Below are 11,772 nucleotides of genomic sequence, written 5' to 3'. Positions count from 1 at the left end.
GAGGGGGGCGGCGCGCGGCAGTGGACGCCGGTCGCCGCCCGTGGTGAGGGTGGGGCTGGCCGGCCTGCCGGCTCGGCCGCAGGTCACGTAGCATTACGATGAAGCTCTTCGCACTCAGTGATCTCCACGTCGGCTATGCGGAGAACCGGTGGGCCATCGAGCGCATCACGCCGCGGCCGAACGACTGGCTCATCCTGGCTGGAGACCTCGGCGAGACGGAGCAGCACCTGCTCTACGTGCTCGATACGCTGGGCCCGCGGTTCAAGCAGCTCGTGTGGACGCCGGGCAACCACGAGCTCTACACGATGCCGAGTGAGCGCGGCGGGCCGCGCGGGCTGCGCGGGCAGGCGCGGTACGAGCGGCTGGTCGACCTGTGCCGGAGCCGCGGCGTGATTACGCCGGAGGACCCCTACGTGCTTTGGGAAGGCGAGGGCGGGCCGCACGTGCTGGCGCCGATGTTCCTGCTCTATGACTACAGCTTCCGGCCGGCGGACGTCGCCGAGCGCGACGCGGTGGCGTGGGCGATCGAGAGCGGCGTCCTCTGCAGCGACGAGGAGCTGCTCGACCCGGCCCCGCACGCGAGCCGGCCGGCGTGGTGCCGGGCTCGCCTCGCGGCGACGGAGGCGAGGCTCGCCGCGATCGAGGGGCGCTCGACGGTGCTCATCAACCACTTCCCGCTGCGGGAGGAGCTCGTGCGCCTGTGGCGCATCCCGCGCTTCTCGATCTGGTGCGGGACGCGCCGCACGCACGATTGGCACACGCGGTTCCGGGCGCGGGTGGTCGTGTCCGGGCACCTCCACATCCCCCGCACCGACTGGATCGATGGTGTTCGTTTCGAGGAGGTGTCGTTCGGCTACCCGCGCCAGCGCCCCGCCGATCGCACCGCCGACAGCTGCCTGCGGGAGATCTTGCCGGGGCCCGCGACCGCGGCTCCGCTGGGGACGTAGATGCTCGAGCTCGCTCCTGATGTCGCGCACCTCTGGTACGTCTTCTCCGATCCGGTCCGCGACGAGGCCCTGCTTGCGGCGTACCACCGGCTGATGGCGCCGGACGAGGCGACGCAGCAGGCGCGCTTCCTGTTCGCCAACAACCGGCACGAGTACCTGCTCACGCGGGCGCTCGTGCGCACGGTCCTCTCGAAGTACGCGCCGGTCGCGCCCGAGGCGTGGACGTTCGTCCGGAACGAATTTGGCCGCCCGTCGATCGCGGGGCCGGCGGGCGTGCCGCCGCTCCGGTTCAACCTGTCCAACACGCAGGGGCTGATCGCCTGCCTCGTCGCGCTGGACCGCGACGTGGGCGTCGACGTCGAGGACACCGAGCGCTCGAACAGCGCGATGGACATCGCCGACCGGTTCTTCTCGCCCGCCGAGGTGCGCGCGCTGCGCGCGCAGCCGTCGGGGCGGCAGGGAGAGCGCTTCTTCGAGTACTGGACGCTCAAGGAGTCGTACATCAAGGCGCGCGGGATGGGGCTCGCGATCCCGCTCGACCAGTTCTCGTTCCACCTGGACGACGGGCCGGAGATCGGGATCTCGTTCGACCCGCGGCTCGAGGACGACCGCGCGGCCTGGCAGTTCGCGCTTTACCGGCCGTCGGCGCGGCACATGATGGCCGCCGCCGTCCGCAAGGGGGCCGACCCTCCGCTGTCGATCGAGCTCCGGGAGACGGTGCCGCTGCTCGACCGGGGGTGAGCGGCCGCGCGGCGACCGCGCGCGGGATCAGTCTGGCCGCTCGATCGAGAGCTCGACGTTGCGCCACTCGGGCGCGCCGCTGCCGTCGTCGCCGAAGCCGGAGGTGAAGTCCACGATGGCCCGTCGTCGTCCCTCGGCGGCGACCGGGTCGCCGTCGACGGCGTAGTCGAGGGCGACGCCCCGGATGGTGACGAAACCGTTGTCGTCGTCCCAGATCTCGATCACGCGGACCTGATGGGGGTAGTCGGCGAGCGCGGAGGTCTCGAGCTCCCAGTAGGCGTGCCCGCCGGCGGGCGCCACCTCGGTCAGCCGGTGCACGTGCGTGTGCCCTGCGAGGTGGAGGAGCACGTTGTCGTAGCCGCCCACGAACGCCTGCCACGCCTCGGGGCTGAGCGCGCCGGGCACCTTGGGCGCCCCCGTGCCGGCGAAGGAGCCGTCGCCGAGCAGGCGCGACGAATGGTGGGACGCGAGCACGACCCACCTGTGCTCGCGCTGCGCGCGGTCGAGCGCCGGGCGGATGAACCGGTCGACGTCGTCCTGGACGATCACGCCGTTCGCGCCGCCGGTCTCGGCGGCGGTGTCGAGCACGATGACGCGGACCGGGGTGTCCTTCACGTCGAACTCGTAGAACGCCTTCCCGTACGCGCGCGTCTCCGGCCCGATCCCGTGCCCGTCGCCTGAAGCCGCGAGCTGCTCGAGCAGGGCGGGGCGGGTCAGGAGCGCTCTCCTCGGGTCCGGGACGACCTCGCCCGTGATCACCGGACCGCCCGGGAGCGACCAGTCGCGCGTCCCGCCCTCCGAGATGTTCCCCACCGCGAGCTCGGCGCGGCTGTCGACCGGGAAGTTCCCCTGGTGCAGGACGTCGTGGTTGCCGGTCACCCAGCGCCACGGCACGAGCAGCCCCTCAGCGAAGAACGGGTCCTTGGGGTCGTTGTCCGGGCCCTGCACGGGGTCGTCGTCGTCGCCCGAGTCGCACTCGACGCGCTCGGCGCCGTCGAGGATCGACGTGAACCACGAGATCTCGTTGGTCTGCGCGCTGTCGGCGTTGTCGCCGCCGAGCAGGACGAAGTCGAGCGGCGTGCTCCGGTGGAGCGCGTTGATCGTGCGCACGGCGGCGTTGAGGATCCGGCACTCGTGCCCCTCCTGCGGGCGGTACGCCGAGGCGAAGGCGCCGGGCGAGTCGAAGATCGCGAGCCGGGCGGGCGCCTCGTCGTCGGCGAGCTGGGTGTCGGCGAGGTGGATGAAGCGCGTGAGGAGCCGCGACCCCGGGCCGGGCGGCGGCGGCGGGGTGCCGTCGAGCGTCGCCGGCGCGAGCGGCAGGCCCGGCCCGAGGTCGACCTCCCCGTAGCCCTCGGCGAGCATCGTCTCGATCTCGTCCGGCATCGAGGGGTTCCTGTCCGGCGGATCGAGCACCGCGGAGCGCGGGATCAAGGTGAGATCGGTCGTCAGCGGCGGCGCGCCGCGGAGCGCCGGCAGCGGGTTCGGCGCGGGGAGGGGCGCGGGCGCGAGGGACTCCTCCGGCGCGCAGGCCGCGATCGCCAGCGCGGCGGAGAAGAGCGCCGCGGGGCGAGCTCGCCGCGCGCGCGCCGCCAGCGACCTGCAGTGCCCTGCCGTTCCGGTGCCCGCTGCTCGTGTCTGGCTCATCGCTTCCTTACATGACAACACCACCGCGCCTGATCAAGAAATGTTCATTCCCCCGGTAGAGTCGTTGTCGCGCGCTGGCGCCGATCGAGGAAACAAGACTGTCTGAACAAGCGTGGCGCTGGCAACATGGCGCCCTGGCGGGGAACGCCGCGGGGCGTCACGCGGAGGCGCACGGGCGGACTGAACCGTGGTAGGGCGGGGTCCCGGCCTCCGCGCCAGCTGCTGCTAGGATGCGGCGCGTCCGGGCTCCCTCTCGAGGTCATCCATGGTCCTTTTGCGATTCCTGGGCTGCGCGCTCGCGGCGGCGGCGCTGGCGGGCTGCAGCGAGCCAGATCCCATCATCGAAACCCGTTACGGTGCGTACGAGGGGGAGGCCTATCCGAGCCGGCTCCCCGAGATTGTGATCCCGGAAGGGGGAATGGGGGTGGTGAGCGATAGTCGCTCCGACACGGTCTCCCTCATCTCGCTCGCGACGGGGGAGCGGTTCGGCGTTCGCCCCGTGGGCCGCGATCCCGTGACGATCGACGGGCCTCATCATGTGGCGGTGGATCCCTCGCTGAACGCGCTCTATGTCGCGCTGTCGTACCCTGTCCTCGCCGGCACCGTCGGCCCCCACGCGAGCCACGGATCGAGCACGATGGCCGGCTATGTCCAGAAGCTCGCGCTCGACGACATGCGCGTCTTGGGGCAAGTCCGCGTCGAGCCCAACCCTGGCGACCTCGTGATCTCCGAGGACGGCAGCCGCCTCGTCGTCTCCCATTACGATCTGAAGCGCGCGATCGACAACCCGCGCGACATCGATGCGGCGCGCTCGTCGCTCGCGGTGATCGAGCCCGAGCGGGTCTTGCCCTCGGGCTCGCCCGAGCCGGTGTTCGTCCCTGTATGCATCGCCGCCCACGGGATAGCCCTCTCGCGCCCGGACGGCGCCCGCGCCTACGTCGCCTGCTATGGCGAGGACGTCCTCGCGATCGTCGACCTCACGGACCCCGGCGCCGAGGTGAAGCGCATCCCCGTGGGGCCGAGCCCGTCGCGGTTCAACCCGTCCTACGGGCCCTACGCCGCGGTCATGTCCCCGGATCAGAAGACCATCGCCGTGAGCAACACCCACAGCAGGGATGTGCGCTTCTTCGATGTCGAATCGGAGACGTTCAAGGACGCCGACACGAACCTGCCGCTGTTCGGCGCGCCGTACTTCGTGGCGTGGACCCCCGACTCGAGCCGCGTTTACGTGCCGACCCAGGTGCCCGACGCGATCTTCCTCATCGACGTGGCCGACAACAACAACACGCTCGCCCATCGCGATCTCTCCGGGGAATGCTTCAGGCCCCACATCGCGAGCTTCGAGGGGGACGGCGGGCTCTTCCTCGTCTGCGAGGGCGATCAGACCGAGACTCCTGGCAGGGTGCTCCGGCTCGATCCCGAGACGCTGGAGACGCTCAGCGACACCGAGGTGGGCCTCTACCCCGACGCCTTCGCGCGCGTCGCGGCGGAGGCGCCGTGAGGGCGCCCGGAGGCCTCGCGGCCGCGCTCGCCTGCGCGGCGCTCGTTGGCGGCGTCAACGGATGCTCAGGCGATCCCGAGACGAAGATCGTCGACGCGACCGCCGTCGAGCACGGCGCGGCGCTCTTCCGCGACCCATCCGTCGCGGAGACGAGCTTCAACCATTATTCTTGCGCGACCTGCCATGAGGCCACCCCCGGCGAGGCGGGGGACGCCCTGCTCCCCGGCGCGTCGCTCGCCGGCGCGGTGAATCGCCCGCATTACTGGGGTGGGCAGGAGGTCGACCTCCTCGCCGCGATCAACCATTGCCTCTATTACTTCATGACGAAGGACCTGCCCTGGACCGCCGACGACGAGGCGGCCCAGGCCATGTACGCCTATTTGGAGTCACTCCCCGGCGACGGCGAGGCGGCCGAGGCCGTCCCGTTCACGCCGGTCTACGCGCTGAGCCAGCCGCCGCCCGGCGATCCCAGGAACGGCGAGCTCATCCATGAGCGCGCCTGTGCCTCATGTCACGGCCGCGCTCACTCGGGGGAGGGGAGGCTCGTCGCGCGCGCTCCGGCGCTGCCCGACCAGACGCTCGACGAGCACCCGCTCGGCGAGTACACAGAGGCCGATCGGCTGCTGGTCTTCGTCGAGAAGGTCCGGCACGGCGGGTTCGTCGGCTACGGCGGCCAGATGCCGCCTTTCTCTCTCGAGGCCCTCTCCGACGAGGAGTTCGGCGATCTCCTCTCGTTCTACGATCTGCCCTGACACCCCGTGAAGCGCGCCGAGAAAGCCGCGAGGATCGGCGAGGTCCTCGATCGATTGTACCCGCAGCCGGCCATTCCGCTGGCCCACGAGGACCCGTATTCGCTGCTCGTCGCGGTGATGCTCAGCGCCCAGACGACGGACAAGATGGTCAACGCGGTGACGCCGGCGCTCCTGGCGCGCGCCCGGACCCCCGCGGAGATGGCGGAGGTGCCCGTCGAGGAGATCGCCCGGCTCATCCGGACGGTCGGGCTCGCGCCGACCAAGGCGAAGAACCTGAAGGCGCTGAGCGAGCGGATCGCGCGCGAGCACGGCGGCGTCGTCCCGGCCTCGTTCGAGGCCCTGGAGGCGCTGCCGGGCGTCGGTCACAAGACGGCCTCGGTGGTCATGGCGCAGGCCTTCGGCCACCCCGCGTTCCCTGTCGACACCCACATTCACCGGCTCGCGTCCCGCTGGGGGCTCTCGTCCGGAAAGAACGTCATCGAGACGGAGCGCGACCTCAAGCGCGCGTTCCCCCCCGAGCAGTGGAACAAGCTCCACCTGCAGCTCATCTACTTCGGCCGCGAGCACTGCCCGGCGCTGCGCCACGACATGGCGGGCTGTCTCATCTGCAGCTGGGCCGCGCGCCGACGCTGATCGCGGCGCCCGGGCAGCGTGCGCGCCGCCGGACTCGGCCGCGGCTGGCTCCACCGCCGATGCGAAGGGCGCCAGGCTATCCGCGACGCCGGCGGACGTCAAGCAGGGCGCACCGCGCCGACGAGCGCGGGCGCGCGTCCGCCCACGCTGCGTCACACCGCGCGGCACCTTGGCCCGTTTCGGGCGTCGGTCGGTGCGGTTCCCGGTCGCCGCGGGCGTACGGTTCGAGTAAGGCACCCAGGTGGCAAAGATGGGATTTGAGATCATCGGGACGGGGCACTACGTGCCCGGCGAACCTGTCACCAACGACGACCTCGCGCGGGTAATCACGACCTCCGACGAGTGGGTCTACCAGCGATCCGGTATCCACCAGCGGCATTATGCGCCGGACGGCGTCGGGGTGAGCGACCTCGCCTGCGAGGCGGCGAAGCGCGCGATCGAGTCCGCGCGCATCTCCCCCTCGGAGATCGATTACATCCTCTTTGCCACGATGACGCCGGACTACATCTTCCCCGGCTCCGGGGCGCTGCTCGGCGCGAAGCTGGGCATTCCGGGCGTCCCCGCGCTCGACATCCGGCAGCAGTGCGCCGCCATGCTCTTCGGCCTCCAGACGATCGACGGGCTCATCCAGACCGGGGCCGCGAAGACCGTCCTGTTCGTGGGCGCCGAGGCGCACGCCGGCTTCATGCCCTGGGAGGACTGGGGAGCGCTCGACCCGAAGAACGGCAGATCGGCGACGCCGGAGGCACGCGCGCGCGCCGACAGGCACCGGAACCTCGCCGTCCTGTTCGGCGACGGGTCGGGCGCGCTCGTCATCCGCGCGACCGACAGGGACGCGGGCCTGCGCGGCAACAAGATCTGTTCTGACGGACGCTTTGCTGAGCTCCTTTACGTCCCGGGCGGCGGCTTCCGCTCGCGCCCGTACTGGAAGCAGGGGTCGTTCGAGGAAGACGCGCACATCCCCCGCATGGATGGCCGCGAGCTCTTCAAGTTCGCGGTGACCAAGCTCCCGGCGACGGCGCGGGAGCTCTGTGCCTCTCAGGGGGTCACGATCGAGCAGATCGACGTGTTCCTGGCTCACCAGGCGAACGGCCGGATCAACGAGCACATCCGCAAGGATCTCGGCGTCCCCGTCGAGAAGCTCCCGAGCAACATCGACCGATTCGGCAACACGAGCGGCGCCACCGTGCCCATCCTCATCGACGAGGAGCTGCGCGCCGGCAGGCTGAAGAAGGGGCAGCTCGCGATGGTGCTCGCGCTCGGCACCGGCGTCCACTGGGGCTGCGCGCTCTGGAAGCTCTGAGCCGCCGCCGCGGCTGAGCCGCTGCCTGTCCACGAAACACGAACCGCACCGCCGGCCCGGCCGCCTTGCTGGGCCTGGCACCGTTCTCGCTTCGCCTCCGGGCCGGCCGAGGGGTGCGCCGATCTCGTTCGCGCCCGCCCTGGGGGTCAGGCAGGGAAGGAGCACGGGGGGTGCAGCACGCGAGTCAGCTGGTGCGGTCGGTCTACGATCGCATCGCCGAGCGGTACGACGACCGGTGGGGGCGCCACATGAGGACGCCTCAGGATCGGCTCACGGCAGGGCTCGGGCTCGTCCCGGGCGCGCGGTGCGTCGACCTCGGGTGCGGCACGGGGAGCGAGACCGTGGAGATGCTGAGGCAGGTCGCGCCCGGCGAGGTCATCGGGGTCGACTGCTCCGAGGAGATGCTCCGGGCCGCCAGGGCGCGGGCCGCGGCTGCCGGGTTGAAGCTCTCGACGCGGTGCGCGGAGGCCGAGTCTTTCCTCGGCAGCGCCGGGGCCTCCAGCTTCGACATCGTCACCCTGCGCTTCTGTCTGGCCTACCTGGACTGGCGGTCAGCGCTGCCGCGCCTCGGGCGCATCCTCCGGCCCGGCGGTCGCGCCGGGATCCTCACGAACCTCTCGAGCAGCACGCCGCAGGCGTACGCGATCTACTGCCGGATGACGGACGAGCTCGATCTCGGCAGGGTGAAGCTGCCAGTCCCGGACAGCGCCGGGCAGGTCAGCGAGCTACTCCAGCGCGGCGGGCTCTGCAGTGTGGAGGCCTGGACCCACCGGTTTCGGCTCTGGTTCGGCTCCGGAGCGCAGGTGGCCGGGTGGCTTCAGGAGAGCGGGTTCGTGACCCACGCCGCGCTGCGGGAGTTCCCCCCGGAGGTGCTCCAGCCGCTCTGTGACGAGTTCGCCGCCCGGCTCGAGGTGTACCGGGAACCCGAGGGGATCCCGCTCGATTTCGAGCTCGCCGGCGTCATCGCGGCCCGCCCGTGAGCGCCGCCAGGAGCGCCGCAGCGGGGGCTGGACGTAGACAGAGTCGGATTTTCTGCCGTCCGGGCCGCGACAGATTGCACGTGGCGTCGTCCTTGTTACCTTTCTGAAACCGCCCGCGTCGAACTCCGCGTCCGCAGCGCGATCGACCTGGCGCGCCGGCCTGCACAGCGACCAACGCCCGAGCCGGCAAGCAGATCCAGCGCAGTTCCAGCGCAGATCGAACGCAGATCGAACGCAGATCGAACGCAGATCGAACAAAAAGCGCTGCGGCAGCGGCTGCATGGAGGAGCGCGCGCCGACACCCGCGTGAGCGGCTGTGCTCGGATGTCGTCTCGTGCCCTTCTTTCTCACACGGTTCTCGCCCCTCGCGCACTGGGGCATGTTGCCCCGGCGACGACGCCACAAACTCTTCGTATTGAGTATTGACTTGGACCCGCAATTAATGAATTTTGCATACTGAGGTGGGTGTGACCGGAGAACACGGAGCTTCGATCCTGAGAGACACGCCGACCCAGCTTGGTCTCGGCCGCTATCGTCCCATTGCGAAGCTCGGCCGCGGCGGGATGGCCGACGTCTTCCTCGCGATGGCGCACGGGCCGGCCTCCGTGAACAAGCTGGTCGTGGTCAAGCGCCTTCGCAGCTTCGCGGACGAGGAGGACCGCCACGTCCTCATGTTCATGGATGAGGCCAAGCTGTCGGCGCGCATGAACCACCCGAACGTCGTCCAGACCTACGAGGTGGGCAGCGATCAGGAAGGCTACTTCATCGTGATGGAGTACCTGGAAGGCCAGCCGCTGAAGCGCGTCATGAAATCGGCCGCCGACCGGGAGCCGGGCACGGGCGGGCTCGTTCGCGCCACGTGGCTCCGGATCATCGCCGAGGTGCTGCGCGGCCTGCATTACGCGCACGAGCTCTGTGATTTCGATGGAAGGCCGCTCGGCATCGTTCACCGCGACGTCTCTCCGCACAACATCTTCGTCACGTACGACGGCGCCGTGAAGCTGGTCGATTTCGGCGTGGCCAAGGCCGCGGTCAATTCCTCCCGGACGGAGAGCGGCACCTTCAAGGGCAAGCTGACCTATATGGCGCCCGAGCAGGTCACGTCCGGCAAGACGGTGGATCGACGGGCGGACATCTTCGCGGTGGGCGTCGTGCTCTGGGAGCTCCTCGCCGGGAGGCGGCTGTTCGAGGGCGATCAGATCAGCGTGATGCACCAGCTCCTGCTGGGGAAGGTCCCGCGGCTCTCGACCATCGTCCCGGGGATCCCGATCGCGCTCGACCAGATCGCCGCGAAGGCCCTCGATCGCGAGCCGTCGAAGCGCTTCGCCACGGCGCAGGAGATGTGCGACGTCATCGAGAGTTACCTGCAGTGGTCGGGCGAGGACGTGCGCAGCGAGTTCCTCGGCGCCTGCATGCGCGGCATCTATTCGGAGAACCGGGCGACCATACGCCAGCAGATCAGGGCGCAGATCGAGCGGGTGGCCAGCACCTCGATGCTCAGCGAGGCCCCCGGCCCGGTGACGATCAGCGGCATCAGCGCCGCGATGGGTCCAGCGAGCTCGCGCTCGGGCTCCGGCTCGGGGAGCAGGCTCCCCTATCTCGGCGAGCCCAGCCAGCCGGGCTTCGATCGGTCGGGCTCCTCGGGGGTCGCGCTGCCCTCGGGCCTTGCGCGGTCCTCGGTCCTCGAGCGGCCCAGGACCCCCGTGAGCGACTCCGTGAGCCTGCGCGCGACGTCGATGCCGACGCCCACGTCGAGGCGCGGCTACCTGGTCGGGGCGTCCGGCCTGGCCGCGCTCGTCGCGCTCGCCGGGGGCGCGCTCTACGCCGCGAGCAAGGGCGCGCCCGTCGGCGTGGCTCCCATGGCCGTCGCCGCGCGCGGCGCGGAGACCGGCGAGGCCGTCGAGAAGAAGCCCGAGGAAGGCCCGAAGGTGAGCGTGGTGATCGCGAGCGACCCGCCCGACGCGACCGTGAGCTGGAAGGGCAAGACGCTCGGCAAGACGCCGCTCAAGACCGAGCTGCCCGTCGGGACACAGGTCGTCATGGTGTCCAGGTCCGACTGCTTCGATGAGACGATCATGCTGACGCTGACGCCAGCCGAGTCCGTCGAGCGCTCGGTCAAGCTGCGGCCCACCAATTACGCCAAGTAGCCGGGCCGGGCGGAGGCCGCCCCGCCTGGCCCCATGGGCATGGGCGCCATGGCCAGGTGACGAGGCCAGCGGTCACGACTGGGGGTGGATATAGGAGATCACCTTGGTGACCCCCTCGGCCTTCATGGCCTCCTTCACCGCCTCGGTCGCCTCCTTGATGCTGACGACGCTGCCCTGCAGCGTGACGACCCCGTTGCGCACGGTGACGCTGAGCTTCTTCACGGCCTCGTGATCGCTGCCCGCGAGCTTGCCCCCCACGGCGTTGCGGAGCTCCTCGTCGGACGGCCGCTTGTCCGAGTCCTTGGCCTCCTTGGTCGCGACGACGGCCCCGTCGCGGCCGAAGCTGACCTGGTAATCGTCGTCCTTCGCCGCCTGCGTCCAGGCCTCGCGCGTGCTCGCGACGGCGTTCCCTTGTTGCTGCGCCTTCTCCCTGGCGCCACCGGCCTGGCCGGCCTGGTTCTGCTGCGCCTCTCGGCCCTGCGGGCTGCGCGGCGCGGCCTGGTCCCTCGGTGCGGCGGGATGCGCCGTCTGGTCGCGACCGCCCTGGTCCCTCGGCGCGGCGGGCTGCGCGGCCTGGTCGCGGCCGCCCTGGTCCCTCGGCGCGGCGGGCGGCGCGGCCTGGTCGCGGCCGCCCTGGCCCTTGTCGTCCTTGAGGGCGCCGGTCTGCTCGCCGACCTTGTTCATCTGGCTGTTGACCTCGTTGCCTACCTCGCGCCCTCGCTCGGCGAGCTGCTCGGCCTTCTCACCCACCCGTGCGGCCTGCTCGCGCGCCTCCTTGCCGAGCTCCTGGCCCTCCCGGGCGAGCTGCTCGGCCTTGTCGCCCAGCCGCTCGGCATGGTCGCGCCCCTCCTGCCCGGGCGTCTGGCGCTGGCCTTCGGGCTGCGCGCTCCTGTCGCCCGTCCGGTCCCCTGGCTCGCGGACCGCTCCTTCGGCTCTCTCGCTCTCGCTCCTGCAGGCCGTGCCGAAGAGGGCGAGCGCGAGGATGGTTGGGCCGGAGAACCAGCGTATTCTGCTCATCGTGCAGCGGTAGCTCATGGTGTATCTCCGGCCGTCCACCCAGGCAGACGTCGTGCCATGAGCGCGGTCGCACCCGGCTGCTCGGGAACAACCGCGCTGCGCGCTTG

The 11,772-nt window shown here is 70.8% G+C and carries 10 protein-coding genes; 8 read left to right on the top strand and 2 right to left on the bottom strand.

Annotation, left to right across the window (positions count from 1 at the left end; translation table 11 throughout):
- Positions 1–98 precede the first annotated feature (98 nt).
- Together WME85_RS31705 and WME85_RS31700 are read left to right on the top strand one after the other, a co-directional pair.
- On the top strand, positions 99–947 hold the full coding sequence (locus tag WME85_RS31705) for a metallophosphoesterase family protein (RefSeq protein WP_437826748.1): 849 nt from the start codon (positions 99–101) through the stop codon (positions 945–947).
- The gene (locus tag WME85_RS31700; protein ID WP_437826746.1) at positions 948–1,688 is read left to right on the top strand and encodes a 4'-phosphopantetheinyl transferase family protein; all 741 of its coding nucleotides are present in this window, start codon (positions 948–950) and stop codon (positions 1,686–1,688) included. It begins immediately after the preceding gene.
- Positions 1,689–1,715: 27 nt separating this feature from the next.
- Here WME85_RS31700 and WME85_RS31695 read toward each other — a convergent pair whose 3' ends face one another.
- Positions 1,716–3,332 (bottom strand): metallophosphoesterase, encoded by a 1,617-nt coding sequence (locus WME85_RS31695; RefSeq protein WP_437826744.1) that lies wholly within the window; start codon positions 3,330–3,332, stop codon positions 1,716–1,718.
- A gap of 265 nt (positions 3,333–3,597) precedes the next feature.
- Here WME85_RS31695 and WME85_RS31690 point away from each other — a divergent pair, with 265 nt between their 5' ends.
- The 6 genes from WME85_RS31690 (at position 3,598) to WME85_RS31665 (ending at position 10,648) form a co-directional block, all read left to right on the top strand.
- Positions 3,598–4,833 (top strand): YncE family protein, encoded by a 1,236-nt coding sequence (locus WME85_RS31690; RefSeq protein ID WP_437826742.1) that lies wholly within the window; start codon positions 3,598–3,600, stop codon positions 4,831–4,833.
- Positions 4,830–5,585, top strand: a complete 756-nt coding sequence (locus tag WME85_RS31685) for a c-type cytochrome (RefSeq protein ID WP_437826741.1) — start codon at positions 4,830–4,832, stop codon at positions 5,583–5,585. Before WME85_RS31690 ends, WME85_RS31685 begins: the two co-directional genes overlap by 4 nt.
- Positions 5,586–5,591: 6 nt before the next feature.
- Positions 5,592–6,218 (top strand): endonuclease III, encoded by a 627-nt coding sequence (gene nth, locus WME85_RS31680; protein WP_437826739.1) that lies wholly within the window; start codon positions 5,592–5,594, stop codon positions 6,216–6,218.
- 250 nt (positions 6,219–6,468) lie between these two features.
- Complete coding sequence (locus WME85_RS31675) at positions 6,469–7,521, top strand: 3-oxoacyl-ACP synthase III family protein (protein ID WP_437826738.1); 1,053 nt, start codon at positions 6,469–6,471, stop codon at positions 7,519–7,521.
- A 170-nt stretch (positions 7,522–7,691) separates the two neighbouring features.
- On the top strand, positions 7,692–8,501 hold the full coding sequence (locus WME85_RS31670; protein ID WP_437826736.1) for a class I SAM-dependent methyltransferase: 810 nt from the start codon (positions 7,692–7,694) through the stop codon (positions 8,499–8,501).
- A gap of 467 nt (positions 8,502–8,968) precedes the next feature.
- Positions 8,969–10,648 carry a protein kinase domain-containing protein gene (locus WME85_RS31665; protein ID WP_437826734.1) on the top strand — a complete coding sequence of 560 codons (1,680 nt, stop codon included), beginning with the start codon at positions 8,969–8,971 and terminating at the stop codon, positions 10,646–10,648.
- A 72-nt stretch (positions 10,649–10,720) separates the two neighbouring features.
- On the opposite strand, the gene WME85_RS31660 is transcribed toward WME85_RS31665, so the two are convergent.
- A complete protein-coding gene (locus tag WME85_RS31660; RefSeq protein ID WP_437826732.1) occupies positions 10,721–11,665 on the bottom strand; it encodes a BON domain-containing protein in 945 nt (314 codons plus the stop codon).
- Positions 11,666–11,772: the final 107 nt, after the last annotated feature.

Source organism: Sorangium sp. So ce1153, assembly GCF_051521595.1.
Lineage (GTDB): Bacteria > Myxococcota_A > Polyangia > Polyangiales > Polyangiaceae > Sorangium.
The sequence above is the reverse complement of the archived record's forward strand: the minus strand, read 5'-3'. Positions and strand labels throughout refer to the sequence as shown.